Origin of the sequence: Dyadobacter sp. BE31, from assembly GCF_031457695.1 — a bacterium.
Lineage (GTDB): Bacteria > Bacteroidota > Bacteroidia > Cytophagales > Spirosomataceae > Dyadobacter.
Genome location: NZ_JAVDXA010000002.1, coordinates 1,533,284 through 1,556,319 on the forward strand (window position 1 = coordinate 1,533,284; position 23,036 = coordinate 1,556,319).

Annotated in this window: 18 protein-coding genes and 1 tRNA gene; 14 read left to right on the forward strand and 5 right to left on the reverse strand. The window is 48.0% G+C overall.

Annotated elements, in window-relative coordinates:
• Position 1 precedes the first annotated feature (1 nt).
• The 3 genes from J2Y43_RS15055 to J2Y43_RS15065 all read right to left on the reverse strand — a co-directional run bounded on the left by J2Y43_RS15055 (position 2) and on the right by J2Y43_RS15065 (position 2,976).
• Positions 2-703 (reverse strand): 2OG-Fe(II) oxygenase, encoded by a 702-nt coding sequence (locus tag J2Y43_RS15055; protein ID WP_309983983.1) that lies wholly within the window; start codon positions 701-703, stop codon positions 2-4.
• A 292-nt stretch (positions 704-995) separates the two neighbouring features.
• Positions 996-2,774: an ABC transporter ATP-binding protein gene (locus tag J2Y43_RS15060; RefSeq protein ID WP_309983985.1), complete on the reverse strand. Its 1,779-nt coding sequence runs from the start codon at positions 2,772-2,774 to the stop codon at positions 996-998.
• A 128-nt stretch (positions 2,775-2,902) separates the two neighbouring features.
• A tRNA-Met gene (locus tag J2Y43_RS15065) sits at positions 2,903-2,976 on the reverse strand.
• Positions 2,977-3,174: 198 nt separating this feature from the next.
• Here J2Y43_RS15065 and J2Y43_RS15070 point away from each other — a divergent pair.
• The 6 genes from J2Y43_RS15070 to menD all read left to right on the forward strand — a co-directional run bounded on the left by J2Y43_RS15070 (position 3,175) and on the right by menD (position 10,420).
• Complete coding sequence (locus J2Y43_RS15070) at positions 3,175-3,567, forward strand: START-like domain-containing protein (protein ID WP_223409614.1); 393 nt, start codon at positions 3,175-3,177, stop codon at positions 3,565-3,567.
• Positions 3,567-5,063 carry an LptF/LptG family permease gene (locus J2Y43_RS15075; protein WP_309983988.1) on the forward strand — a complete coding sequence of 499 codons (1,497 nt, stop codon included), beginning with the start codon at positions 3,567-3,569 and terminating at the stop codon, positions 5,061-5,063. The genes J2Y43_RS15070 and J2Y43_RS15075 overlap by 1 nt, the downstream gene beginning before the upstream one ends.
• Positions 5,064-5,166: 103 nt before the next feature.
• A complete protein-coding gene (gene rpsO, locus J2Y43_RS15080) occupies positions 5,167-5,442 on the forward strand; it encodes a 30S ribosomal protein S15 (protein WP_031527901.1) in 276 nt (91 codons plus the stop codon).
• Positions 5,443-5,556: 114 nt separating this feature from the next.
• Positions 5,557-7,698: a polyribonucleotide nucleotidyltransferase gene (gene pnp, locus J2Y43_RS15085; RefSeq protein WP_309983994.1), complete on the forward strand. Its 2,142-nt coding sequence runs from the start codon at positions 5,557-5,559 to the stop codon at positions 7,696-7,698.
• A 65-nt stretch (positions 7,699-7,763) separates the two neighbouring features.
• Positions 7,764-8,627, forward strand: coding sequence for an RNA polymerase sigma factor RpoD/SigA (locus J2Y43_RS15090; protein WP_015810559.1), 864 nt, complete (start codon positions 7,764-7,766; stop codon positions 8,625-8,627).
• An 83-nt stretch (positions 8,628-8,710) separates the two neighbouring features.
• Positions 8,711-10,420, forward strand: a complete 1,710-nt coding sequence (menD, locus tag J2Y43_RS15095; RefSeq protein ID WP_309984007.1) for a 2-succinyl-5-enolpyruvyl-6-hydroxy-3-cyclohexene-1-carboxylic-acid synthase — start codon at positions 8,711-8,713, stop codon at positions 10,418-10,420.
• Between the two features lie 17 nt (positions 10,421-10,437).
• On the opposite strand, the gene J2Y43_RS15100 is transcribed toward menD, so the two are convergent.
• On the reverse strand, positions 10,438-11,472 hold the full coding sequence (locus J2Y43_RS15100) for a tetratricopeptide repeat protein (RefSeq protein ID WP_309984009.1): 1,035 nt from the start codon (positions 11,470-11,472) through the stop codon (positions 10,438-10,440).
• Positions 11,473-11,500: 28 nt separating this feature from the next.
• Between J2Y43_RS15100 and J2Y43_RS15105 the strand changes: the two genes are divergently transcribed.
• The 7 genes from J2Y43_RS15105 (at position 11,501) to trmB (ending at position 20,751) form a co-directional block, all read left to right on the forward strand.
• Positions 11,501-11,752: a hypothetical protein gene (locus J2Y43_RS15105; protein WP_309984011.1), complete on the forward strand. Its 252-nt coding sequence runs from the start codon at positions 11,501-11,503 to the stop codon at positions 11,750-11,752.
• 160 nt (positions 11,753-11,912) lie between these two features.
• Entirely contained in the window at positions 11,913-14,924 is a 3,012-nt protein-coding gene (locus tag J2Y43_RS15110; RefSeq protein WP_309984014.1) for a tetratricopeptide repeat protein, read from the forward strand.
• Between the two features lie 41 nt (positions 14,925-14,965).
• Positions 14,966-16,636 (forward strand): TonB-dependent receptor, encoded by a 1,671-nt coding sequence (locus J2Y43_RS15115; protein ID WP_309984016.1) that lies wholly within the window; start codon positions 14,966-14,968, stop codon positions 16,634-16,636.
• A gap of 30 nt (positions 16,637-16,666) precedes the next feature.
• The gene (locus tag J2Y43_RS15120; protein ID WP_309984018.1) at positions 16,667-17,734 is read left to right on the forward strand and encodes an SPOR domain-containing protein; all 1,068 of its coding nucleotides are present in this window, start codon (positions 16,667-16,669) and stop codon (positions 17,732-17,734) included.
• A 107-nt stretch (positions 17,735-17,841) separates the two neighbouring features.
• Positions 17,842-18,768 (forward strand): hypothetical protein, encoded by a 927-nt coding sequence (locus tag J2Y43_RS15125; RefSeq protein ID WP_309984020.1) that lies wholly within the window; start codon positions 17,842-17,844, stop codon positions 18,766-18,768.
• Positions 18,769-18,775: 7 nt separating this feature from the next.
• A complete protein-coding gene (locus J2Y43_RS15130; protein WP_309984022.1) occupies positions 18,776-20,077 on the forward strand; it encodes a folylpolyglutamate synthase/dihydrofolate synthase family protein in 1,302 nt (433 codons plus the stop codon).
• A 14-nt stretch (positions 20,078-20,091) separates the two neighbouring features.
• Entirely contained in the window at positions 20,092-20,751 is a 660-nt protein-coding gene (trmB, locus tag J2Y43_RS15135) for a tRNA (guanosine(46)-N7)-methyltransferase TrmB (protein WP_309984024.1), read from the forward strand.
• 69 nt (positions 20,752-20,820) lie between these two features.
• On the opposite strand, the gene gap is transcribed toward trmB, so the two are convergent.
• Complete coding sequence (gene gap / locus J2Y43_RS15140; RefSeq protein WP_309984026.1) at positions 20,821-21,834, reverse strand: type I glyceraldehyde-3-phosphate dehydrogenase; 1,014 nt, start codon at positions 21,832-21,834, stop codon at positions 20,821-20,823.
• Between the two features lie 371 nt (positions 21,835-22,205).
• On the opposite strand from gap, the gene J2Y43_RS15145 reads away from it, so the two are divergent.
• Positions 22,206-23,021 (forward strand): 2,3,4,5-tetrahydropyridine-2,6-dicarboxylate N-succinyltransferase, encoded by an 816-nt coding sequence (locus J2Y43_RS15145; RefSeq protein WP_223409647.1) that lies wholly within the window; start codon positions 22,206-22,208, stop codon positions 23,019-23,021.
• Positions 23,022-23,036 lie beyond the last annotated feature (15 nt).

The following is a 23,036-nucleotide window of genomic DNA, read 5'->3' on the forward strand; positions in this document are numbered from 1 at the left end:
CTCAGTTCAATGCATCGTGGAAAATGATGCCCAGCGTGTAACGTTGCCCGTTATGCACTTCACTCACGCCGTGTTTCATATTAACGCGGTAATAGCCTTTGCTTCCTTTCACAGGCCTGAAATTCGTTGTGAAAAGCAATGCATCGCCCTTTCGTGGTTTCAAAACGATGGCTTTGGATTGTGCGCGGGGAATTTGCTCGGTCATCACGAACTCGCCGCCGGTATAATCCTCGCCCGGCTCGTTGAGGAACAGTACCATTTGTATGGGGAAGAATAATTCGCCGTAAAGGTCCTGATGCAGCGTATTGTGGCCTCCCTTGCCGTATTTCAGAATCAGCACGGTCGGCTTGGTTTGTCCTTGGGCGCGACAGAGGTCCTGAAAATCTTCAAAACCAGCGGGGTAGGGACTCCCCATTTTTAAGACTTCCATCCATTGATTAGCCACCGGTACCAGTTTGGGAAATATGCTTTCGCGTAGCCGTTGGATAATTGCCGGTAATGGATAGGAAAGGTATTTGTATTCACCCAGCCCAAACCGGTAGCGTTCCATGACGATCGTCTTGCGGTAATGCGTCGGATTATCGTATTGCTCAATCAGTTGGTCGCATTCGCCGGCATCCAGGACGTTGGTAAGTTGCACGTAGCCGCGCCGGTGAAGGTTTTCGCGAATGGAAGGCCAGTCAAGGTTTTCGATGTTGATCATTGCAAGGGGTATTTTGATTTTTTAAACCAAAATTACCTTGCCGAAAAGCCTGTTGAAACCCGATTCTTGCGTAGATGAATGAGTGAATGATTGAATGAAATTAGTCAGGAGGTCATTAGTGGTCAGGAGTTGTTCGATAAAATAATTAAAGCAATACTTGACAACATCTGACAAAACATGACTATTTATTCAATCATTCAAAATTAGGCCGATCGGAACCGTGAGACGTTATCGGGGTGCTGACCGGCCGGAGGCCTTCAAATGGTGTGTGCGAAGCAGGAGCTTCGCATTATCACGCCGAAAGTACCGTCTCGTCTTTGCGTTCGCCGATTTGCTGGCGCCACATTGCGTAGTAGAGGCCTTTTTCTTCCAGTAGTGCGTGGTGGCTGCCGGTTTCGACGATGCGGCCTTTTTCGAGCACGTAAATGCGGTCGGCGTACATGATCGTCGAGAGCCTGTGTGCGATCATCACGGTGATATGCTGGCGTTGGTCGGTGATGTCGCGGATCGTGTTTGATATCTCTTCTTCGGTGAGCGAATCCAGGGCAGAAGTGGCTTCGTCGAAAATGATCAGGTGCGGGTTACGCAGGAGCGCACGGGCGATCGAAAGGCGCTGGCGTTCGCCGCCTGATAATTTCAAGCCGCCCTCGCCGATCACGGTGTCGATGCCGTTCTCCGCACGGGCTAGCAAGTTGTAGCAAGCGGCCTTCATGAGCACATCGTTGATCATCTCGTCCGTCGCTTCCGGGTTCACGAAAAGCAGGTTTTCCTTGATCGTACCCGAGAAAAGCTGCGTATCCTGCGTCACAAAGCCAATTTTGTGCCTGATTTCGTCAAAATCGATTTCTTTTCCATTCACACCATTATACAGCACGTTTCCTTCAATGGGTTGGTACAAGCCCACAAGCAGCTTCACCAAAGTGGTTTTGCCGGAACCCGATGGTCCAACGAATGCGATGGTTTCACCGCGCTTCACGCCGAATGAAATGTCCTCCAAAGCGGGCCGTTTCGCCGACTGGTGCTGGAATTTCACGTGATCGAACTGCAAATCTTTAATGTCGTTAATGCTCTCAGGATTAGCCGGTTTGTGTTCTACCGGGCGGGCCAGCAACGTTTGCAAGTTGTTGAGCGACGCCTCGGCTTCGCGGTAGGAGAGGATTACATTGCCCAATTCCTGCAACGGCCCGAAAATGAAGAAGGAGTAGAACTGCATCATCATCATTTGTCCCACGGTAATTTTATCCCGGAACACGAAAAACAGCAGCGCGAACATCACGCATTGTTGTAGAAAGTTAACGAACGTGCCCTGAATGAAACTTACCGAACGGATACTTTTTACCTTTTTCAGTTCCAGTTTCAGGATTTTGTAAGTGGTTGTATTCAACCGGCCGATTTCCTGTTGGGTGAGTCCGAGGCTTTTCACCAGCTCGATATTGCGCAGGGATTCGGTCGTGGAGCCGGCCAATGCGGTCGTTTCCTTCACGATATTTTTCTGGATCGTTTTGATCTTCCGGCTTAGCACGCTCGTCAGAAATGCCAGTATCACCGAACCGATGAGGTAGATCAGCGGGAGCCAGGGGCTGAGCCTGAATGCGACTACCACTACGAAAACAATACCTACTGACGTGAAAAATAGTACGTTAACGAAGTTCAGAATGAATTTCTCGCAATCGGCACGGACCTTCAGAAGCACTGAAAGAGTTTCGCCGGAGCGCTGGTCCTCAAAATCCTGGAAAGGGAGCCTTAATGCATGCCGCAGCCCGTCCGTATAGAGTGCAGCGCCGAATTTCTGGATCACGACATTCACCAGGTAATCCTGAAACGCCTTGGCAATGCGGGATACCATCGCTACACCGATGATCATCAGCAGGCCCATGAGTACGCCCTTGAAGAACTCGTTATCAAGCCCTTTGTTACGAAATTCTACCGCCTTGTTGGCGTATGGGTCAATGAGGTAGTTACCGAGGATGTAGGGGTTAAGAAGGGAGAAAGTTTGGTTGATGGCGGCCATCAGCAGGGCCAGGAATATAAGGGCCTTGTACCTGCTCAGGTATTGGATCAATAATTTCATACAGTTCTGAGGTGATTCGGTGGTGTTACCAATTACTGTAAACCCAAACGCGTCGATTTTAATTCTCGCAGAATGCGCAAAATGTGCGGAAATGAAAAAAGACATCCGGAAGGATGTCTTCAACAATGTAGCGGGGAGCAGGATCGAACTGCCGACCTTAGGGTTATGAATCCTACGCTCTAACCATCTGAGCTACCCCGCCGTCGTATTGTGGTGCAAAAGTATGTTAAAGAATATTACAATGCAACCCATTTGCCCATTTTTAACGTAAATTTCGCATATTTTTAAAACAACAAATTTAAATTTGCACGCTTTTATTGTCGATTTATGTTATATTACAACTTTTAAATCAGCACATAAGGCGATCGCTAACGAGGCGGCTCCTTTAATTTCAGCACATATGGAAAAATATAAATTTGTTACAGAATTTGAATTGCGATCCTCCCCAAAAGTTCTCTTTCCATATATTTCCACGCCCTCGGGCCTCCAACAATGGTTTGCCGAGAAGGTCACTGTGCTGCCCGACCACCGGTTCGATTTCCAATGGGACGGCGACAGCCACATTGCCCGGCAGACAGGACTGAGAATTAATAAAGCAGTGCGTTTCGATTTTGAGGATACCAGTGAAGATAATCTGGACAATAACCATCTGGAACTAAAATTAGAAGTAAGCGAGTTAACCCAGACAACCTTTTTGCGGATAATCGACTACTCGTCCAATAAGGACCGTGATGAGCTGACTTCTTTGTGGGAGGGTTTTATTGATAATTTAAGAGAAATAGTAGGTAGTTGATGAAAAAGCTGGACAAGCTTATTTTAACGTCCTTTTGGGGACCATTTGTGATTACAATGTCGGTCGTGGTGTTCGTCTTCCTGATGCGGATCATGATCTTTTATATAGATGACTTCGTGTCCAAGGACCTGAACGTCACAGACTATGCACAGCTATTCTTCTTTTTTAGCCTCATTACAGTGCCTACGGCATTGCCGCTGGCCATGCTGCTGTCCTCGCTGATGGCATTCGGGAACCTGGGCGAATTTTTTGAGCTCACGGCCATTAAAAGTGCCGGTATTTCTGTTGTACGGGCCATGTTGCCGATGTTCATCGTCGCGATCGGGATCAGCGTTTTCTCCTTCTTTTTCAACGACCGTGTTTCGCCCTGGGCTAACTTGAAAGGGTATAGCCTGCTGTATGATATTAAGACAACGAAGGCCACTTTGAAGATCAAAGAAGGCATTTTCTACAATGATTTGCCGGGGTATAGCATCAAAGTCGATGAAAAGCACGAAAACGGCAAGATGATCGGCATGGTGATTTACAAGCACAACAGCCGGTCGTATGAGCTGGGTAATACGGAGATTATCCTGGCCGATTCGGGAAGGATGTATGCCATTAATGAGAACCGTTACCTGGTAATTGAATTGTACAACGGTACACGGTATACCGACGAATACGGATCCGGGAGTTCACGGCCTGTATACATTTCGTCGCCTGCCGGTACGCAAACGCCTTATTCCAATTTCAACCGCCAATCGTTCAGACATTATCGCCTTACAGAAAGTCTTGCGTCGTTTGGTATGAAGCGTACGGATGAGGGGCAGTTCAAATACCACGAGTTTATGAAGAACATCAGTGACCTGACCTCCACGGCGGATTCATTGCGTACCTCCTACGAGGAGACCAAAAAGAACCTCGTAGCGGGTAGTCAGCAGTATTATTCTTACAATTACCGCGAAGGCACAGATAAGACGATCAAGCCAGGGAAATGGATCGACTCGCTGCTGGGGAAGCCTGTTTCCGACAGTTTGAAAAAGGATATCCTGATGAATACCAAAGCGGCCTCGAACAGCATGCTGAGCTACATCAAGTCGCAGCAGGATTACCTGCAGGCAAAATTGAAGGATGCGAGCAAATATGAACTGGAAAGGCATCATAAGTTCACCAATGCAATTTCCTGCCTGATCATGTTCCTGATCGGTGCGCCGCTGGGGGCTATTATCAAGAAAGGCGGATTCGGGGTACCTGTGCTGGTTTCGATACTGTTTTTTATCCTATTGTACGTATTGACTAACCAAGGGGATAAATGGGTGAAGGAGGGGTTAGTAGCCGTACCGATAGGGGCATGGATGGCCAATACCACACTTTTTGCGGCCGGTATGTACTTCATCGACCGTGCCCGAAGCGACTCGCGGCTGTTCGATAAGGACGTTTACCAGATGTTCTTCAAAAGAATTAAGTCCAAATGGGCAAGTAGATTTGGCAAAAGGGAGCTTATCACTGATATTTAATTTAAATTATTTTAAAAAGCGGTTAAAAAAGCCTACTTTTGCAACCTTATTTGCGGCAAGGTGCCGTAATTACTACATATCACTTTAATCTGTTGTTACAATCATGTATTTAACCGCGGAAAAGAAGAGCGAGATCTTCGAATCGAAAGGTTTTAAAAAGGAGAGCGGTGACACCGGCTCTGCTGAATCACAAATTGCTTTATTTACGTACCGTATCAATTATCTGAACGAGCACCTCAAAACGCACAAGAAAGATAATGATACACGTCTGGGCCTCCTCAAAATGGTAGGAAAGCGCAGAAGATTGTTGGATTATCTTTACAAAAAAGACATCAATCGCTACCGTGCGATCATCGCCGAATTGAACATACGTAAGTAATTTCAAAATCAGGGAACTTGACATATGTGAAAGTTCCCTGATTTTTTGCGGAAAAAACAAGAACTTACCGGGACGTCAGGATGGCGTTTCACAGCTACAAAAATCAAATATTCTATGCTCTTTAATATAGTTACCAAGACTATAACCTTACCGGACGGCAGGGAAATCACAATTGAAACAGGAAAATTAGCGAAGCAAGCCGACGGATCGGTGGTTGTCAGACTGGGTAACACCATGTTGTTGGCGACAGTGGTTGCTAACAAGGATATTAAAGAAGGACTCGACTTCCTTCCATTGTCTGTCGACTATCAGGAAAAATTCGCTTCTGCGGGACGTATCCCCGGAAGCTTCCAGCGCCGCGAGGGCAAATTGTCCGACCACGAAGTATTGACAAGCCGCCTGGTTGACCGTGTATTGCGCCCATTGTTCCCGGACGATTACCACGCAGAAGTACAGGTAAACATTCTTTTGATCTCTGCCGACGCAGAAGCAATGCCTGACGCATTGGCTGCATTGGCGGCATCTGCTGCATTGGCGGCGTCGGATATTCCTTTCGGTGGTCCGGTTTCAGAAGTTCGCGTTGCGAAAATCGACGGCGAATATGTGATCAACCCGGGAACGACTGCATTGGCGAACGCAACCCTCGACCTGATGGTAGGAGCGACGTATAACGACATCGCGATGGTGGAAGGTGAAATGAGCGAAGTTTCCGAAGAGGAAGTGATCGAAGCATTGAAAATCGCACACGAAGCTATCAAAACCCAATGCCTTGCTTTGAAAGAATTCGAAGCGGCCGTTGGCAAAACAGAAAAAAGAGAATACGTAGGCGATCCTGCGGACGAAGCGCTCGAAGCACGCGTTCGCGCATTTGCTTATCCTAAGATATATGCTGTTGCGCAGCAGGGTTCTACCAACAAAAACGTAAGAAAAGACGGTTTCAAAGCGGTTTGGGAAGAATTCAAAACTACGATCACCGAAGAAGAAGCGGCAGAGTTCAATGAAGGCCTTGCGAAACGTTATTTCAACGACCTCGTTTGGGAAGCTTCACGTCGCCTCGTATTGGACGAAAGGATCCGCCTCGACGGCCGTAAGCTTGATCAGGTAAGACCTATTGCTTCGGAAGTGGATTATTTGCCGAATGCACATGGCTCCGCATTGTTTACACGTGGTGAAACACAATCTCTGACCACTGTAACGCTTGGTACCAAGCAGGACGAGCAGATCGTCGATACCCCATTGAAATATGGTTACAGCAAATTCCTTTTGCATTATAACTTCCCAGGCTTCTCAACCGGCGAAGTGAAACCTAACCGTGGTCCAGGCCGTCGTGAAGTAGGTCACGGTAACCTTGCATTGCGCGCATTGAAAAAAGTGCTTCCTCCTGAGGCAGACAATCCATATACGATCCGTATCGTTTCCGATATCCTCGAATCCAACGGTTCGTCGTCCATGGCGACGGTTTGTGCAGGATCGCTTGCATTGATGGACTCAGGTCTGAAAATCAAAGCGCCTGTATCGGGTATCGCCATGGGCCTTATCTCCGACGAGGCGACCGGCAAATACGCGGTGCTTTCCGATATCCTCGGCGACGAAGATCACCTGGGTGATATGGACTTCAAAGTAACCGGAACATCGGAAGGTATCACTGCCTGCCAGATGGACATGAAAGTGAACGGTCTTTCATTCGAAGTGTTGACAGAAGCATTGATGCAAGCCAAAGCGGGCCGCCTGCACATCCTCGGCGAAATGAACAAAACCATCACCGAGAGCCGTCCTGACCTGAAACCTCATACACCACGTGCGATCGTGATCAAAATCGATCGTGAGATGATCGGTGCGGTGATCGGACCAGGCGGAAAAGTGGTTCAGGACATTCAAAAAGAATCCGGCGCAACGATCTCTATCGAAGAGAAAGATGGCGCAGGCTTCGTAAGTATATTCTCTGCCGATAAGTCTTCCATGGATAAGGCAGTTGCACGGGTTAAAGGCATCATTCTGGTCCCTGAAATCGGTGAAATCTATACCGGTAAAGTTAAGTCGATCATGCCTTTCGGAGCGTTCGTAGAATTCCTCCCAGGCAAAGACGGTTTGTTGCACATTTCCGAGATCAAGTGGGAACGCCTCGAAAAAATGGACGGCGTTCTGGAAGTAGGAGAAGAGGTGCAGGTGAAGCTCGTCGAAATCGACAAGAAAACCGGCAAATACCGCCTTTCACGCAAAGTATTGTTACCAAAGCCTGAGAACAAAAAAGATTAATTGAGTGTTCTAACAGGTAGGAACGGTAAAAACGTCGTTATATAACATACTTAATAAAGACATAGATGAGACAGCTAAAGATCAGTAAGCAAATTACCAACCGTGAAAGTCAGTCATTAGATAAATATTTGCAGGAGATCGGTAAGGTGGATTTGCTAACGCCGGATGAGGAGGTGACGTTAGCTCAGAAAATCAGGGATGGGGATCAGTTGGCTTTGGAACGTTTGACCAAAGCGAACCTCCGTTTCGTGGTGTCCGTTGCAAAGCAATATCAAAATCAAGGCTTGTCGTTGGGTGACCTGATCAACGAGGGAAACCTCGGTCTGATCAAGGCAGCACAGCGTTTTGACGAAACAAGGGGTTTTAAATTCATTTCATATGCGGTTTGGTGGATTCGTCAGTCGATCCTGCAAGCTTTGGCTGAGCAGTCACGTATCGTACGTTTACCCCTCAACCGTGTAGGTTCACTGAATAAAATTTCAAAAACTTTCTCTGAGCTGGAACAGCGTTTCGAACGCGAACCATCACCTGAGGAGTTGGCCGAAGTACTGGAAATATCTTCTTCCGAAGTAGTGGATACCATGAAGATCTCCGGTCGCCACGTGTCCATGGACGCGCCATTCGTACAAGGGGAGGAAAACAGCCTTTTGGACGTTCTGGAAAACGACCTGGAAGACAAACCGGATTCAGGACTGGTAAATGAATCGCTCCGCAAAGAGGTACAACGTGCATTGTGCACGCTTACACAACGTGAAGCAGACGTAATCGCCCTGTATTTCGGCCTGAATGGCGAGCATGCGATGACTTTGGAAGAGATCGGGGAGAAGTTTAACCTCACCCGTGAGCGCGTGCGCCAGATCAAGGAAAAAGCGATCCGCAGATTGCGCCACGTTTCCAGAAGCAAAGCTTTGAAAACCTATTTGGGTTAATGCATATTTCAATGCAAACCTTCTAATTACTTTAATAGCCTCTTTCGGGAGGCTATTTTCATTTTCAGACCAGGCGTTTTTTCATGGCTATTTTACAACCTTTGATCGACATGGCCGAGATCTGCTACCGGCAGGGCATCCGGCATGTGGTTATTTCACCAGGCTCGCGCAGCGCCGCGCTCACGCTCGCATTCGCGCGTCACGGGGGCTTTCGGGCGCATGTGTGTATGGACGAGCGCTCAGCGGGCTTCATCGCCCTCGGAATGGCCCAGCAAATCGATTCTCCGGTGGTTTTAATATGTACCTCGGGCAGCGCGGCCTATAACTTCGCTCCGGCCGTTTCTGAGGCATTTTTTCAGCAAATTCCGCTGCTGATACTCACCGCCGACCGGCCGAAAGAGTGGCAGCACCAATATGACGGTCAGACGATCTACCAGACAGGCATTTTCGGCCAGCATGTGAAGCGTTCTTTCGAAGTTTCGCCTGATTATCAGCATTCCGACGTAAAATGGGCGATAAACCGGGTTACGAACGAGGCCATTAACCTGGCGTCAATGGCTCCGAATGGGCCAGTGCATATCAATGTGCCGATCCGCGAGCCATTCTATCCGGCTGCCGATGAGGTTTTCAACGCTTCCGGTGAGGTCAGGGTTATCCAAAGGCAGGAAAACGAAGTGGTGTGGCCGCAGGCGGTCTGGGAAGAGCTGCTCGACGAATGGGAGAGTGCTCCCAAAATCCTGATAGCAGGCGGCCAGGGCAAGCCTGATGCTGCGTTGAATGCGGTGCTGGACCGGATTACCGAAGAATGGCAAATCCCGGTGCTCGGCGACTGCATTGCCAACCTATCCGGAAAAGAAATCATACGCCACCACGATTTGTTCCTGGGAGCTGACGGCGCCGAAAATCTCCGGCCCGATTTGCTGATCACGTTCGGAATGTCGTTTCTTTCGAAGGAGTTCAAGCAGTTTATTCGGAAAAATCCGCCGAGATACCACTGGAACATCAGCGAGGATGCATTCCTGGCGGATCCATTTCAGTCGGTAACGAGGGACATTCCCGGGAAAGCGACCGCATTTTTTGAGAATTTGTTCGAAAAACTTGATTATCAGTCTTTTGTCGAGAATACTGACTTGGGGCACGACACCTCATATTACAGTTTTTGGGTTCAAAATGAGCGAAAAGCGCGTCAAAAAAAGCACGAAACACTTGAAAATCTATCAATGTTCAATGACTTAACTTTGTTAGACACGATGTTTAAGTATATAAGAATAGAATATCAGATACATATAGCCAACAGTATGTCTGTGCGGTACGCCAATGTTTTAGCGACGGAAAATGAATGGTCGGGCGTGTTTGCGAATAGAGGGACGAGCGGGATCGATGGATGTGTGAGTACGGCCATTGGAGCGGCCAGACTGAATGGTCAACCGACCTTGCTGATAGTGGGCGATGTTGCGTTTCTCTACGACCGGAATGGCCTGCTGATCGACAACTTGCCGCAGAACCTGAAAATCGTTGTGTTGAACAATGCGGGTGGGAACATATTCCGGATGATCGACGGCCCGGGAAGTTTGCCGGAGCTCGAAACTTTCTTTGAGACGCGGCATGCGTTCTCTGCACGGCGTACCTGCGAAGATTCCGGGATTGCATATTTCCGGGTTTCAGACCTCGCGGGTACGGAAGCGATTGTGAAGGAGTTTCTGGATTTCGGCGGGATCGCCCTGCTGGAAGGGTTTACAGATCCCGTCGAAAATACGAAGGCCTGGAAGGTGCTCAAACGTGCGGCACATTAAACAGCTGCCAGTTTCGTTTAGCGGCAATATTTAGCGGCCTCTGCCATCGCCAGGGAGTCTTTCAAGACGACTCCCTGCTTCCATATTTTACAAGCTTCTGAGGTGTTTTTTTGTGCCATATAAGCCTGCCCGGTCAATCCGTAGAGCATTTCCACAGGCTCGGCAATTTCAATAGCCTTATTGAAGGCATTCAGCGCCTCCGAGGTATTTCCTTTCTGCTGATAATAGATTCCCAGGTTGCGCAGCGCATAACCGTTCTTTGGCAGCTTATCCAGCGACTTTTCGATCAATATACGTGCATCTTCTCCCTTGCCGGTTTGCAGCAATGCGTAAGCCTTGTTATTGAGTGAATACGGCTCGGCTGGGTCGCGGCTCAGCACCTGATCGAAGTATCCGATGGCTTGCGGCCAGCGCTTGTTTTTTGAGGCAATAAGCCCGAGGTTATTCAGTGCCTGGGGTTGTGCGGGGTCGAGGGCCACGGCGGTTTCAAAATCCGACTGGGCCTCGGCATAGGATCCCATTCGGTAATACACGGCACCGCGGTTCACATAAGCTTCCACATTGGTTTTGCTTAACCGGAGCGCAGCATCGTACTCAGGAATGGCAAGTGACGGGTTACCCTGGGCGTCGAGCAGGTTGCCTTTTACCAGATGGAAGCGGGTAGAGTCCTGGTATTGCTTTTCTATTTGCGATAAATCTTCCCGAGCTTCTTTCAAACGCCCCAAATCGAGTGCTGATTCCGACCGCACGAGATTTGCCTGTGTCAACGTAGGGTCGATGCGGATCGCTTCTGTCAAAACCTCGTAGGCATCTTCAACCCGGCCCAATTTCAACAAAGTTATCCCCTTGTTGAGATAGGCGTCTGAAAAATCTGCATTTTTGGCAATCGCTTCGTCGTACAGCCTCAATGCCTCGGCATAGTTCTTTTGCCCGAGAGCCTGATTGCCTTTCAGGAAAAAATCAGCGGCATCTTTTTTGCTCTGGCTTGTACAGTTTAGTAATATTAGTACTAAAAAAAGTAGCTGTATTAAATTATTGAATTTGAATAACATATAATTAGTAATAGTAAGAACACCAGTTATGAGGTACATCAAGGACATCCCTAACCCTCGCTACAAAATCGGTCTTTACCAATGGAACAGCAAGTACATTATTAAGATCGAATCGGGAATGTATGAGCAAACTTACAAAATCGACGATTATGAAGTTGCGTCCACCGACGAGCTTGAAGCTTGTATGGACGAGGCTTTCACGAAAGCCGTCGCTTCCCGTTTCGACGCCATGCACGACGATTTCAATGGCACACTCATCCGGAATAATGTGCTTTTTTAGCGCTTCCGGCGTATTTCTGACAAGCAGACGTATACGGTTTTAAAGCGCTTTTCGTTAGATAGCAAACAATTTTAAGCGGTAAGTGAGGACCAAAATATTCTTTTATCAGGATATGGCAGACCACAAAAACTTAATTCAAAACTCCACCAACTCAGTATCTATGGTTTTTAAACGCAGCGCCTCCACCATCGGCATGTTTGTATGTGTAGGCGCGTCTTCCGTAGTAGCCCAGAATACGCTTAGTATTACGGAGCCGGAAGCACACTTTCGCAACGGCCTCGAATATTACGCAAAGTCCAATTACGTGGCTGCGAGACAGGAATTCGGCGAATTTCTGAATTCGCAGGATAAGTTGCTCAGCACGAGCGATTACAACAAGGTTACGGCCGAGTATTACGTGGCTGTAACAGGCCTTTATCTGAACTACCCCGAGGCCGAAGTGCAGGTTGACAGGTTTGTCAAGAACCATGCGGAACATCCCAAAGCGCAGCTTATTTACAGTGATTTGGGTAAATATTATTACGAAAGCGGTAATTACGAAAAGGCCATTACCTACCTCGAAAAGGCGGTAAATCTGCCCGGGGCAGGGGCGGGGAAGCTTGAAAGTACCTACCGGCTTGCGATGTCCTATTATAATAGCAAGCAGCCCGATCTGGCTTTGCCATTGTTCAATCAAGTGAAGACGGAGGCGGGTTTTGAGAATGCGGGTGATGCTTCCTTTTATGCCGGCGTCATCAATTACCAGAAAAATAACTTCGAGGAAGCCTATCAGGATTTCAAGCGGATCGAGGAGCATCCCTATTATAAGAATGAGGCCCCTAACTGGATCATTTCTTCGCTGTACCAGCTTAAAAAGTTTGATGAGCTCCTTGCCTATGGCGAGCGGATTCTCGGTGCACAGCGGGGCAACACCAAATTGGACGATGTCGCATTGTATGTGGCAGAGGTGTATTACGAGAAGGGAGATTATGCTAATGCGGTAAAGGCGTACGAGCGTTACAAGCGCATGAAACCGGGGGCAGTACCGCCGACAGTCGCTTTGCATTACGGTCACGCGCAGTTCCGAAATAATAACTTTGAGGGCGCAATTGCCTCATTAAAGCCAATCGGGAATGGCAAGGACTCTGTTTCGCAATATGCTTCATATATACTGGGAATCAGCAACTTAAAGACGACTAATTTAAGTAATGCTTTAACGTCGTTTGGCAATGCTGCATCATTGGACTTCAACCAGGTAGTGAAGGAAGAAGCGACCTACAACCATGCAAAAGTGCAGTTGGAACTCGGTAATAACACCGATGCCGTAAAAGAGCTGAATAATTACATGGCGAAGTACCCGGAAAGCAAGCATACCGAAGAAGCGACTGAGTTGGTGGCCGAAGGATATGCCAGTGCCAGCAATAGTTCGGCGGCTATAAAGTACATTGAGGGGCTGAAATCGCGTAATACTAAAATAAATAGTACCTATCAGAGGCTTACGTACAACCAGGGTGTGACAGATTTCAATGCCGGACGCTTTGAGCCGGCAATCGAGATGTTCGAGAAGTCGCTGAAATACCCGATCGATGTGGAGCTCTTCAACTCGGCATCATTTTATAAGGCAGAGTCGGTATACGGTTTGAAGCGAGTGGACGAAGCGGCCACCTTGTACAATCAGATCGCCAAGAACCCGAAAGCAGGTATTTATGCAAAGAAGAGCCTGTATGCCTTGGGCTATATTTATTATAACCAGAAAAAATACAGCCAGGCGCTGCCCTATTTCCGCGATTTTACCAACAACATCGAAGGAATGGAAGCAGATATGATCGAAGATGCGCACGCAAGGCTCGCGGACTGCTACCTGGCTGCCAAAAACTACAACGAGGCCATCCGCACGTATGAGCAGGTAGCAGCGAAAGGTAAGGTAGACAAGGACTATGCATTGTTTCAAAAGGCCCGCGCATATGTGTACATGAACCGCGAGGCAGAAGCGAAACGGCAGTTTGAATTGCTGATCAGCCAATATCCGCAGTCGAAGCACCTGGACAATGCCTATTTCCAGCTCGCCGACATCGATTTCCAGAACCAGAGCTATTCGGCGGCGGTGAAGGGCTTTACCCGGATGATCAACGAGAAGCCTAAAAGTACGCTCATTCCGGCTGCATTGCTGCGTCGGGCGCAGTCGTATTACAACTTGCAGGTGTACGAACAGGCGATCGTCGATTTTCGCAAGATCCTGACCGAATACTCCGATTCACCATCTGCGGAAAGTGCATTGGAAGGTATCCAGGAGAGCTATTCGGCGGTAGGGCGTCCGGAAGAGTTCAACCAGGTGCTGGGCGTTGTGCGTAAAAATAACCCGGGCAACGAGAAACTGGAAGGTGTGGAGTTCGATAACGTGCGCAACCTGTACTATGCAGAGAAATACGACAATGCGATTACTGCATTGCAGGCTTTCCTGCAAAGTTACCCGGCCAGCAAGCACCAGTACGATGCTACGTACTTCATTGCGTCATCGTATGACAAGACTAACCGCGTGAATGAAGCACTTCAGTATTACGCTAAAGTGGTTCAACAAAATCGCTCGCAGTTCGTAGGAGCAGCGGCGCAGCGTTCGGCTGAGCTGGAAATTGGTCGCGGTAACTTCAACAATGCGGTAACAAGCTTCCGTGTGCTTTCGCGCAATGCCGAAAACAAGAAGGACCAGGCAACTGCATGGACGGGCCTGATGGACACCTATTTCACCCTGAAAAGCTACGACTCGACGCTCTACTACGCGAAAGAGATCATCAATATGGGTAATATCGTTCCGGCCAGTCTCGGTAAGGCGCACCTTTACCTCGGAAAGGTACCTTATGAAAAAGGTGATTTGAAAAAGGCCGGTGAGGAGTTTAAGAAAGTGTCGACGTCGTCGAAGGATGAATTTGGTGCGGAAGCAGCCTATTGGTCGGCCATGGTGCTCTACAAAGAGAAGAAATACAAGGAAGCGGAGACTGCCATCATTGATATGGGTAAAAATTTCGAGGGATACGACTTCTGGCGCGCACGCTCGTTCATTCTGCTTGCGGATGTGTACGTGGGCATGAACGAGAAGGTTCAGGCGAAGGCGACGCTTAACTCCATTATTGAGAATTCCGATGATAAGGAGGCGGTTGAAATGGCCAAGGAGAAGTTGAACAAAATTGAAAAGTAACCCGTGAATTACGGTTTCATTAAACAGAAAAACCCGTTACCATGACGCATTCCAAGATATTACGTTCCTCCCTGTTTTTGCTGGCGCTGGGCTTCTCTTCCCAGTTCGCGGTTGCGCAAAAAGGAGAGATTGAAAGTCAGACATACGAGATTCTAAAAGACAAAAGCATAGAATTTGCCCCGGCCGACCGGGTTTTCGACAAAGTGCAGCCTGTAAAGGGCGAAACCGGGAAAAAGAAGGTTTCTTACCAGATCATTGACCCGGAAATCAATATCGCTTCCCCGAAACTGACACCGGCGGTAGCCGCATCTTCGGACGAACAGAGCCGCAAGGACGAGCCCGATGTGCTGAATAACTACGTGAAGGCCGGCGGTGGCAACTACGGCCGTTTTCTGGGGGAGTTGTTTGTGGGTGGAAGGCCCAAGGAAGATCTCGCTTATACCGTGCAGCTGAAACACCTTTCGGCAGCTAATGGTCCTGTGGATGGTAAAAATTCGGCTAATGCAGCCACTGGTTTTAAAATCGGCGGGAAGTATATCCGCGAGAAGTATAAAGTCGATGCAGGCTTCAACTTTGACCGCAAAAACTACTACTTCTACGGCTACAAGCCGCAGCCCGAAGGTGTGGTAGTGGACCGGGACACGATCCGGCAGACGCTCAACCAGTTTGGGTTCAACCTGGGCTTTGAGAATACGGACGCCTCTGTACTCGTGGATTACTCCGTTAAAACGAGCCTGAACAGCCTGAAAGACCGCTATAATGCGTCGGAAATCGATTGGGGCACTAACCTAACTGCTTCCGTACCCATTTCGGAAACGTTCTTTGCATTGCTGGAAGCCGACGCTTACGTATCGCAACGTGTCGACTATTTTACCTACAACCGTAACCTCTTCCGTGTTAAACCTACGTTCAAGTATGTGAACGATATGTTCTCGGTTTCGGCGGGTATTAACGCTGTTAACGAGACGGATAGCCAGCTGGACATTAATCGCACAAAGGCGTTTCCGGCTGTAAATCTGGATGTAACCCCTATTTCGGGTGTGCATATTTTTGCAGGCTGGAATGGGGATATCGTACGGAATACGCTAAAAAGCATGCTGAGTGAAAACCAATGGCTGGGGCCGAACGTGCTCGTGATGAATACCGAAAAGACTTCGGATATCAGCGCAGGTGTTAAAGGCGAAACCGGCACAGGTATCAACTACGAGGGTAAGGTGGCTTACACTTCTTACCGAAACTTCTATTCGTACAATAACTCGCTGTCCGATACCTCCCGTTTCTCGGCGATTTTCGATCCGGGTAAAACCAAAGTGCTGACGATTTCCGCGCAAGCCGGCTATAATTTCAATGAGTTGTTCAAAACGTCGTTGAAAGCCAATTTCTTCGACTACGCCGTGGATAAGGTGGAAGAACCTTGGCATCGCCCCGACCTTACTTTGAACTGGTTCAATGCTCTTACGATCAGTAAAAAGCTCTTTGTAACGGCGGATTTTTATATGCTGAGAGGCCTGAAAGCGAAAAATTTTCAGACCGGAGAAGTGACCAAACTACCGGTGATCGCAGATCTGAATCTTAAAATTGATTACCTGTTAACCAGGAACTTCTCTGCATTTGTGAACCTGAACAACGTATTAGGTAAACGTTACCAGCGGTATCAATACTACCCTCAGCAGGGCCTGAACTTTATTGCGGGATTGTCTTTTTCTTTTTAACTTCGCTCAGTTAACACCAAACTTTGCTTCATGATAGCAGTCGAAACAGTCATCCGGAAACTCATAGGCGAATACGAATTCGTGATCATTCCCGGCTTCGGTGCCTTGCTCTCGCATCAGGTACCAGCGGTTTATGATGGTAATTCGGGTATTTTCGCGCCGCCTGTCAAAAGACTGGCGTTTAATGAGTATCTGAAACTGGATGATGGCCTGCTGGCGAACTACATTTCGCGCCATGAGAAAGTGACGCATGCAGATGCAGTGGAGTATATCAGGGCGTATACCGATCGCCTGAGATCCGGCCTTGACATCAACGGTGCAGCCAGCATTGCGGGTATTGGTGAGTTCAAACAGAATGTTGAAGGCAAGCTGGTGTTCGAACCTAACACCGGTAAGTACTTTAAAGACGAGTGGTATGGCTTTGAGAAGATCAAAGCAGTTGTGGCACAGGCCCGTCCGGTAGCTGCATTAAACTCGGCACAATACATCAACGACGACGTTGAAGTGGTTGAGCTGGAAACCGAAGCACGGCCACGTCGCTGGACAGGCTGGGCGGCAGCAGCGGTTATCGCGGGTTTGCTTTGCGGATTGAGCTTTTTTCTGGTCAATACAGAGAATGAATACATCAAGAGCACGCTGAACCCGTTCTCGGAAATGTTTAGCCGTAAAGAGGCCGCTGAAACGACCATCGTGAAGAACGAGGAAGTTGAGTCACCGAGACCAGAGCCGGTTACCGAAGCGGTTGCCGCGAAAGTCGATTCAATGCCGGTAGATTCAGCACCTGCCAATACAGTAGAGACCGCCACAACCGTACCGACTACGTTGCCTGCCGTTGCGGAGCCGAAACCTGTGGAAGTATCGTCGGCGAAGTTTTACGTGATCGCCGGTGCGTTCAAAGGCACCAAACAGGCAAATGTTTTGCTCGCGCAGCTCACAGAGAAAGGATTTACAAAAGCATTGATCATCCCCGGAGACGAGCGCAGCAAGAAAGTAAAGGTTGCAGTGGATGGGTTTGACAATGAATCGGATGCCTACCGCGCTTCCAACGAGCTGAAAAAAGTTATCGGCGAAGCAGGTTGGGTTTTCAAGAAAAAATAAGGTTCTAAACCTGGAAATACAGAAAGGAGGTCAGTTGGCCTCCTTTTTTGTTGCATACGTTTTTTACTACTTTTACGTTTTCCGAAAGAAAACCCATTTTTTGATAAATGATCACATTACAGGCAGAAGACCGGCAACGAATCGCAATATCATGGGCGTGGTCCTTTGGGATTACCGCGGCTATGCTGGGTATATTCTTTTTCATCCGTCTTAGCTCATCACTTCCGAAAGTCGAACCCATGGAGTTGTTTGTGGAAGTGAACTACGGAACCAGCAAAGTGGGTAGAGGGGACGTGCAGACGTACAATAAGCCCAATGACAGCAAGGTAAGAGAGAACATGAAAGCGGATGCAGAAGAAGTCAAAAAAGTGAAATCGGTTGCTACACCGAAGCCGACACCTCCTACACCGCCTAAAATAGAGTCGCCAAAGCCCACAAAAACGGTTGCTGAGAAGCCCGCGATCACTTCGAAGGTAGAGAGCCCGGTGGAGGCCCCGGAGAAGACTGACGTGAAAAAATCGACGGGTAGCGAGAATGCTTCCGCACCAGTGTCAAAACCAGCTCCTGAAAAGGCTGTTAACAAGGATGCATTATTCAGCAAATCATCCGGTAGCAAGTCGGGGAGCAACGGTACCAATGGCACGAAAACCGGTATTGGAGGTAACAACAATGGCGACGACGCAGAAGGAGTAGGCGACAAAGGATCCAAAACCGGCAGCCTCTTTGCCAAAACCTACAAAGGCGAAGGCGGTGGCGGCGGAACCAACGTGGGACTTAACCTCTCGGGTTGGAGCTGGTCCAGAAGACCGGTTGTAGACGATAATTCGGATGCTACGGGCGATATTACCTTCAAAATTACGGTCGACAGAAATGGCCGTGTAAAAAGCGTGATTACGCAGGCGACAACCGTTACGGATTATGCGGTCGTCAACAAATACAAGAGCGCCGTCAGAGACCTCACTTTCGTGCCGAAATCGGCCAATGTACCGGATGAGTCGATCGGTACTATCACTTTTAAAATACGTTCACGTTAATAATTAAATGACATATCAGGAAACGATCGGATATCTGTACGACAGATTGCCGGTTTTTCAGAATATCGGGGCCCGTGCTTTCAAGCCGGGCCTTCATACTACCAGGGAATTGTGTAAGGCCCTGGGCGATCCGCAGGATAAATATCCCACCATCCATATCGCCGGCACGAACGGCAAGGGAAGCACGTCCCATATGCTTGCAGCGATCCTGCAAGAGTCGGGATACCGCGTAGGACTGTACACTTCACCTCATTTAAAGGATTTTCGCGAGCGCATACGTGTAAATGGCGCCTGTATACCCGAAGAATTCATTGTTGAGTTTGTTGCCGATCAGAAATCTAACATTGATAGATTATCTCCTTCCTTCTTTGAAGTGACTGTGGCTATGGCTTTTTCCTATTTCCAGAGAGCTCGTGTAGACGTAGCGGTGATTGAGGTGGGTATGGGCGGGCGGCTGGATTCGACGAATGTGATCACACCGGAATTGTCGGTTATTACCAATATCAGTTTCGACCACATGCAATTCCTGGGCGACACGCTGGGCAAAATTGCCGGCGAAAAGGCAGGGATTATCAAGAACGGTATCCCGGTGGTAGTCAGTGAATACCAGAATGCAGAGATTGGTGACGTAATGACTGCGGCTGCCGAGGCGGCGAATGCGCCGTTGACGTTTGCGTCCAATGCATTCGAAGTGAAGTTTGATAAAGTCTCCGGGGGGAAAATGCTCGTCGATGTGGTAGAAAAGGCTTCCCGAAGGATTGTTTCGGAAGGCCTGGCGACTGACCTGACCGGCTCGTACCAGTTGAAGAACATTGCCGGAGTATGGGCTGCCAAAGATGTGCTTGTTTCAAAAGGCTGGAAAATAACCGACGATTCGGTAAAAAGGGCGCTGCAAGCCGTAAGCGCGATCACCGGTCTGAAAGGACGATGGCAGCAATTGCGCCAAAACCCTGACGTTTATTGTGATACGGCACACAATACCGCCGGTCTTACCATGACTTTGGCCCAATTTGAATCTGTTTGCAAGGGAAGGAAGCGGTTTGTGGTAGGTTTTGTGGGCGATAAGGACATTTCGACTATGTTGTCGCTGTTTCCGAAGGATGCGGATTATTACTTCTGCGAACCTTCCAATATGCGTGCATTAAAGGCGGAAGAACTGCAATCCAGGGCCCTCGAACAGGGTTTGGTGGGAAAGACCTTCGGAAATGTGAACGAAGCGCTGGAAGAAGCTGTCAGGGATTCGTCGCCGACTGATGCAATTTACGTCGGTGGTAGTACCTTTGTAGTCGCAGATATTGAAAGTTTATAGAGCATACAAGTATAATGGCAAGAAGAAAGTTACATCATTACAGGTTTAGTGAGCAGGCAGAAAATGTAGTTCAGGCGGGCAAACCGCTCTACTCGGAAATAAAAGGCAATTGGAATAAGCTATATTTTAACAACGAAAGCCCGATTGTAGCGGAACTGGCGTGCGGTAAGGGGGAATACACGATTGGATTGGGCAAGAAATTCCCGGACAAGAACTTCATCGGCGTCGATATCAAGGGTGACCGGATCGCGCGTGGGAGTGCATTGGCTACCGAACAGAATTTGTCGAACGTGGCGTTTCTTCGGGCGGGTATTCAATATTCGGAGGAGTTTTTCGGGGAAGGAGAATTAAGTGAGATTTGGCTCATTCATCCCGATCCTCAGGTGCGTGACCGGAACGAGAAATACCGGCTCACCAACCCCAGTTTCCTGGCCAAATACGCGGCATTTTTGAAAGAAGGAGGCATGTTCTTCCTCAAAACCGACAGCGATTTCCTTTACGAATACACATTGCAGACGCTCGCAGAGGCGCCCAACTTCCGTATTGTAGAGCATACGTACGACTTGTACCAGTCGCATTTGCTGGATGAGCATCATGGGGTGCGCACGCATTATGAAGGCATTTTCACGGCAAAAGGATATACCATTAAGTACATCAAAGCAGAGCTCGTATAGTGTGAGCAATAAAGAAAATGGCCCGTTCCAGCATTTGCCGGAACGGGCCATTTCATATTAAGTATGTTATTACTTCTGGATCAAGCCAGCGAAGTAGTAAACAGTTCTTACAAGCTGAGACACGTAAGACATTTCGTTGTCGTACCATGAAACAGTTCTAACAAGCTGAACGTCACCTACTTTCTGTACGCGAGTCTGAGTTGCGTCGAACAATGAACCGTAGTTGATACCGATGATATCGCTGCTCACGATTTCGTCCTCTGTATAGCCGTAGCTTTCGTTGGCAGCTTCTTTCATGGCAGCATTGATTTCTTCAACGCTGGTTTCGCGACCCAAAACAACTGTTAATTCAGTCAATGAACCTGTCAGTGTTGGAACGCGCTGAGCAGAACCGTCGAGTTTACCTTTCAATGAAGGCAATACAAGACCGATCGCTTTTGCAGCACCGGTGCTGTTAGGAACAATGTTCTGAGCAGCAGCTCTCGCTCTTCTCAAATCACCTTTCGGGTGTGGAGCATCCTGGGTGTTCTGGTCGTTGGTATAGGCGTGGATGGTAGTCATCAAACCGTTTACGATACCAAATTTCTCTTCCAGCACCTGTGCCATCGGCGCAAGGCAGTTGGTTGTACAAGAAGCACCGCTGATGATCGTTTCAGATCCATCAAGGATGTTGTGGTTTACGTTGAAAACGATTGTTTTCAGGTCGCCGGTAGCAGGAGCGGAGATAACCACTTTTTTAGCACCCGCTTTGATGTGTGCGCTTGCAGATTCTGCGCTGGTGAAGAAGCCAGTACATTCAAGAACTACATCAACATCGTGCTGAGCCCAGGGAATTTGCGAAGGATCGCGTTGTGCATAGATAACGATGTTTTCGCCATTTACGACAACTGAATTGTCGGTAGACTTAACATCTGCATCGAAACGTCCTTGTGCAGTATCGTATTTGAGGAGGTGTGCTAACACTTTTGGACTTGTCAAATCATTGATGGCTACGATATCGATGCCCTCCATGTTATAGATTTGACGGTAAACAAGGCGACCGATGCGGCCAAATCCGTTGATTGCAACTTTTACTTTTGACATATCGAGGTAGATTGGTTATTTCAGCCGCAATATTAATAAAAATGTATGCGGATGAAAAGTATATACGGGAAATATAACAAATTAGACTGCCTTCGCAGAAAAGATATTCAAATTAGTAAATTAGTATTGGATTACATGAAAATTTAGCATTTTTATGTTTCATTTTACTAAATACAATAGTATATAGCACGGTTTTATTCTATTTGTTTTGCTTTGATTCTATGTTATTAACCTATAATATTGCGTTGTAGTTCCTGCTCGCAAGGCTACTTTTTGCACGATAAATCAATTCGTTATTTTTATTTCACCATTCTTCATAACTCATTGATTTACATACAATTAAATGATTATTATTAACTCTATACTTTAACATGAATTTTACTGAACAAATTGAAAATTACTGGGCAAACCGGGAATTACTGAAAGAAGAATCGGCAAAGAATTTTATTCGCGATATCATAGAGGAGGTTGATAAAGGCAGACTGCGCGTGGCAGAACCCGATGCTAATGGAGGATGGATTGTTAATGAAGCGCTAAAAAAAGCGATCATTCTTTACTTCCCAATCCAACAAATGCACGTGAGCGAAGTTGGGATTTTCGAATACCATGATAAAATGAAACTAAAATCCGGCTACGAGCAGCTTGGCGTAAGAGTTGTTCCGCCTGCTGTGGCTCGCTATGGTGCTTATATTTCCAAAGGCGTGGTGCTTATGCCATCGTACGTTAACATTGGCGCCTACATAGATGAAGGTACAATGGTTGATACCTGGGCTACCGTAGGAAGCTGCGCACAGATCGGCAAGAACGTTCACCTGAGTGGCGGGGTAGGAATAGGAGGGGTGCTCGAACCAGTCCAGGCGGCTCCTGTAATTATTGAAGATGGTGCATTCATTGGCTCTCGTTGTATCGTGGTAGAAGGTGCCCGTGTAGGAAAAAGGGCCGTTTTGGGCGCAGGGGTAACGATTACAGGAAGTTCGAAAATCATCGATGTTACCGGCAGCGAGCCTGTCGAATATAAAGGATATGTACCAGAAGACTCAGTTGTAATCCCTGGAACACTGCCTAAGGAATTCGCGGCGGGTACTTATCACGTGCCGTGTGCATTGATCATCGGCAAGCGTAAACCAAGCACAGATCTCAAAACTTCCCTGAACGACGCGCTTCGCGACAATAGCGTAGCGGTGTAGCTCCCGGGAAATACA

Excerpts from the sequence above, each read along its gene's own strand:
- J2Y43_RS15070 (WP_223409614.1), top strand. The coding sequence starts at position 3,175 with ATGGAAAAATATAAATTTGTTACAGAATTTGAATTGCGATCCTCCCCA.
- J2Y43_RS15120 (WP_309984018.1), top strand. The coding sequence starts at position 16,667 with ATGATAGCAGTCGAAACAGTCATCCGGAAACTCATAGGCGAATACGAA.
- J2Y43_RS15115 (WP_309984016.1), top strand. The coding sequence starts at position 14,966 with ATGACGCATTCCAAGATATTACGTTCCTCCCTGTTTTTGCTGGCGCTG.
- J2Y43_RS15090 (WP_015810559.1), top strand. The coding sequence starts at position 7,764 with ATGAGACAGCTAAAGATCAGTAAGCAAATTACCAACCGTGAAAGTCAG.
- rpsO (WP_031527901.1), top strand. The coding sequence starts at position 5,167 with ATGTATTTAACCGCGGAAAAGAAGAGCGAGATCTTCGAATCGAAAGGT.
- menD (WP_309984007.1), top strand. The coding sequence starts at position 8,711 with ATGGCTATTTTACAACCTTTGATCGACATGGCCGAGATCTGCTACCGG.
- J2Y43_RS15105 (WP_309984011.1), top strand. The coding sequence starts at position 11,501 with ATGAGGTACATCAAGGACATCCCTAACCCTCGCTACAAAATCGGTCTT.
- trmB (WP_309984024.1), top strand. The coding sequence starts at position 20,092 with ATGGCAAGAAGAAAGTTACATCATTACAGGTTTAGTGAGCAGGCAGAA.
- J2Y43_RS15125 (WP_309984020.1), top strand. The coding sequence starts at position 17,842 with ATGATCACATTACAGGCAGAAGACCGGCAACGAATCGCAATATCATGG.
- gap (WP_309984026.1), bottom strand. The coding sequence starts at position 21,834 with ATGTCAAAAGTAAAAGTTGCAATCAACGGATTTGGCCGCATCGGTCGC.
- J2Y43_RS15055 (WP_309983983.1), bottom strand. The coding sequence starts at position 703 with ATGATCAACATCGAAAACCTTGACTGGCCTTCCATTCGCGAAAACCTT.
- J2Y43_RS15060 (WP_309983985.1), bottom strand. The coding sequence starts at position 2,774 with ATGAAATTATTGATCCAATACCTGAGCAGGTACAAGGCCCTTATATTC.
- J2Y43_RS15130 (WP_309984022.1), top strand. The coding sequence starts at position 18,776 with ATGACATATCAGGAAACGATCGGATATCTGTACGACAGATTGCCGGTT.
- J2Y43_RS15145 (WP_223409647.1), top strand. The coding sequence starts at position 22,206 with ATGAATTTTACTGAACAAATTGAAAATTACTGGGCAAACCGGGAATTA.
- J2Y43_RS15075 (WP_309983988.1), top strand. The coding sequence starts at position 3,567 with ATGAAAAAGCTGGACAAGCTTATTTTAACGTCCTTTTGGGGACCATTT.
- J2Y43_RS15110 (WP_309984014.1), top strand. The coding sequence starts at position 11,913 with ATGGTTTTTAAACGCAGCGCCTCCACCATCGGCATGTTTGTATGTGTA.
- J2Y43_RS15100 (WP_309984009.1), bottom strand. The coding sequence starts at position 11,472 with ATGTTATTCAAATTCAATAATTTAATACAGCTACTTTTTTTAGTACTA.
- pnp (WP_309983994.1), top strand. The coding sequence starts at position 5,557 with ATGCTCTTTAATATAGTTACCAAGACTATAACCTTACCGGACGGCAGG.